Source organism: Vibrio sp. 10N.222.52.B7 (assembly GCF_041474275.1).
Taxonomy (GTDB): domain Bacteria; phylum Pseudomonadota; class Gammaproteobacteria; order Enterobacterales; family Vibrionaceae; genus Vibrio; species Vibrio crassostreae_C.
Genome location: NZ_JBFRTU010000042.1, coordinates 51,795 through 54,893, shown reverse-complemented (window position 1 = coordinate 54,893; position 3,099 = coordinate 51,795). Strand labels below are relative to the sequence as shown.

Sequence of the window (3,099 nt, the reverse complement as noted above, 5' to 3'; positions counted from 1 at the left end):
ATTAAATATATAGTCGAGACTAAAAGTGAAATTATATGTATGATAAAGTGATAATAACTCATTTGCCTACTTTCTATAAAAACAACCTCTATAAAGAAATTAATGAAAACCAATCAATATTTGTGATTTATATATCGTTAGATACAGAAGAAACTCGAAGCAGTGATTTTACTGGGCTTGAAAATGTAGGTTTTGAGCATGTAATACTAAATACAAAGAGCTTACAAAGAAGGAATTCTGTACTGTCAACTCTTCGTTTGTTGAAATTACTGTCGAAAATTAGATATAAGGAGATAATACTATCTGGTTGGGATTTACTTGAGTTTTGGGTCGTAAGGTATTTTATAACCAATGATAAATCGCTCGCACTAGAATCCACGATATATGATAGTTCATATATCGGGCTTAAAGGTAGTATTAAGAAGATTTTCTTGGCTGGTATCTTTAAAGTTTATGCTTCTGGCGAGTTACATCATGATTTACTCAAGATCTTAGGCTACAAAGGTATCGTAAAGATCACTAATGGTGTTGGGATCATCAACCAAAATCAAGAAATAGTATCAAAAAAAACTAAAAAATATACGAGAGATTTTCTATTTATAGGTAGGCTGACTGAGGTTAAGAACTTAGACAGACTGATAGAGGTATTCAATTTGTTAGAAAATTTCAACTTGAAAATAATTGGTACTGGTGATGAAAGTTATGAATCAAAATTAAAGTCAATATCAAAAGGTAATATTGAGTTCTTAGGTTCAGTAAAAAATACACAATTAAAAAAATATTTTTCAAACACTAACTTTTTAATTCTTCCTAGTTTATCAGAAACTTGGGGGTTAGTTATCGATGAAGCGTTATTTCATGGAGTTCCAGTTATAGTGTCTAATAAATGTGGTTCTGTCGAACTGGTGAAAGATAATTTCAATGGTTTTCTTTTCCAACCTGAAAATACAGAGCCGCTAATTAATATTATAAAATCTATCGATAATCATATATATGATAATTTGGTAAAAAACATCAATAGTGATTACATCTTAGATAAAAACAAAGCGCAAGTTAATGCATACTACTAATAATTCAAAAAATAAAGTTCTAATTGTCGGTGAGAATTCATTTGAAATCTATGAAAAAGCATTTTCTAAAGCTTTTGAAAATCAAGGATATATAAGTGATATCTTTTCTTGGAAAGAGTACTTTAATAAACATGAGAATAGGTCAGGTTTCGTAAATAGTATATTTGGATTTTATATTCGTCTTCAGAATAAACTATTGTTAGGGCCAGTTATAGAAAAAATTAATTGTGACTTACTAGAATTAACAAGAAGAAAAAAATATGACTTGATATTCATATACCGTGGAACACATATATATAAAAATACAATTAAACAACTAAAAGAAAACGGCGCGCTAGTCTATGGATATAATAATGATGATCCTTTTAGTGATGCGAAAGTTGGAAGATTATGGACACACTATCTAAAATCGATAAGTGAATATGATCATGTTTTTTATTACAGAATGAAAAATAAAGTTGACTATATCAATGCTGGTGTTAAAAAAGTTTCTTTATTAAGGTCTTACTATATCGCTGAAAGAAACTATTTAATAAGTGATATATCTAAAATAAAATATAAAAATGACGTCGTGTTTATTGGGCATTTTGAAAATGATGGTAGAGACGAAATAGTATTGGAACTTTTAAAACTAGGTATTGATATTAAGCTGTATGGAACTCAATGGCATAGTTCGCCATTGTTTTCAGATATAGTTAAATTAAATGGAGAAATCATTCCTGTATATGAGAAGTATAATGAAGTTCTAAATCTTGCAAAAGTGGCGTTAGTATTCTTATCTAAAAGAAATAATGACACCTATACTCGGCGAGTATTTGAGATCCCAATAACCAAAACTGTCATGGTGGCTGAATATTCTCGCGACTTAAGTACTATGTTTGAAGAGGATAATGAAGTTTTGTTCTTTAAAAATAAATCTGAGGCAATAACTAAAATACAAAATATACTAAAAAACTCAGACAGTATAAAGAGCATAGCGGACAAGGCTTATGCGAGAGTTTTAATGGATGGACATGAAGTTAATGATCGAGTTAGAGATATTATCGATGTTTACAAAGAGGATGTTAAGTGAGTATCAGGTTTTTCTGGGTAGATATTTTAAAAGTAATGGGAATATTAACTGTAATATTGGGACATATTAGTAATCCTTTTAATAATATCATATATTCATTTCACATGCCCTTGTTTTTTGCTTTGTCTGGTTTTTTTTTAAATGATAAAAATAGTATTAAAGTCAATATAATAAAAGATTGGAATAGACTGATGATTCCATACTTTATATTTGGGGCTTTGGGAGTGTTTGTTGAAACCTTAAAAAGATACTTTCTATCCCGCCCAAGCTTAGACTATAGTACTGAGTTTATAAGTGTTTTTTATGATATGAGTATGGAGTCATTAAGTAATTCATATGCATTTGTTTTATGGTTTTTACCTGCATTGTTTTTATCAAAATTATTTTTATACTCCATTATTAAGTTAAGGTTGCCTGTTTTTTTTGAAGCTTTGATTGTATTGGCTCTATTTTTATTTAGCTTTGTGGTGGAATTACCGTTTGCTATCAATTTTGGACTAAATGGAGTGTTTTATTTATATTTTGGATATTTGTTTTTTTTGTTAGTTAAACAACCTGAAAAATCCTACAATAATGAAAAAATTGCTTGCTTGCTCTTAATTGCTATTGCCTCTGTGTGTTATGTTAATTTTTCTTTTGGTGTACCTTTGTTAGATATTGCTAAATTAGAATACAAAAATTTATTTGTCAACACAGCGTTTTCCTTGTCTGTAATAATTATCATGAGTACAGTGTGCATAGTGCTTTCCAGCCTTACTTATGTCCAGAATAAAGCTGGGAATATAATTTCATTTATATCAATAAATAGTATGGCTTTATATGTTTTTCATCCTTATACAAATAACATATCAAGCATATTAATTGACTTTTTTTACGAAGGTAATATTAGTTGGGTGTTAAGGTTTTTATTATCGATATTGCTTTTGGTTTTTTTGTTATTTATTAAAAAGATAAACG

General features: G+C 28.8%; 3 protein-coding genes. All 3 read left to right on the top strand.

Annotated elements, in window-relative coordinates:
• Window positions 1-35: 35 nt before the first annotated feature.
• Window positions 36-1,070 (top strand): glycosyltransferase, encoded by a 1,035-nt coding sequence (locus AB4512_RS12920; RefSeq protein ID WP_372175005.1) that lies wholly within the window; start codon window positions 36-38, stop codon window positions 1,068-1,070.
• On the top strand, window positions 1,057-2,142 hold the full coding sequence (locus AB4512_RS12915; RefSeq protein ID WP_372175004.1) for a glycosyltransferase: 1,086 nt from the start codon (window positions 1,057-1,059) through the stop codon (window positions 2,140-2,142). The genes AB4512_RS12920 and AB4512_RS12915 overlap by 14 nt, the downstream gene beginning before the upstream one ends.
• Window positions 2,139-3,099 (top strand): acyltransferase family protein (locus AB4512_RS12910; RefSeq protein ID WP_372175003.1); only part of this gene is annotated, 961 nt, incomplete at its 3' end. The genes AB4512_RS12915 and AB4512_RS12910, both read left to right, overlap by 4 nt.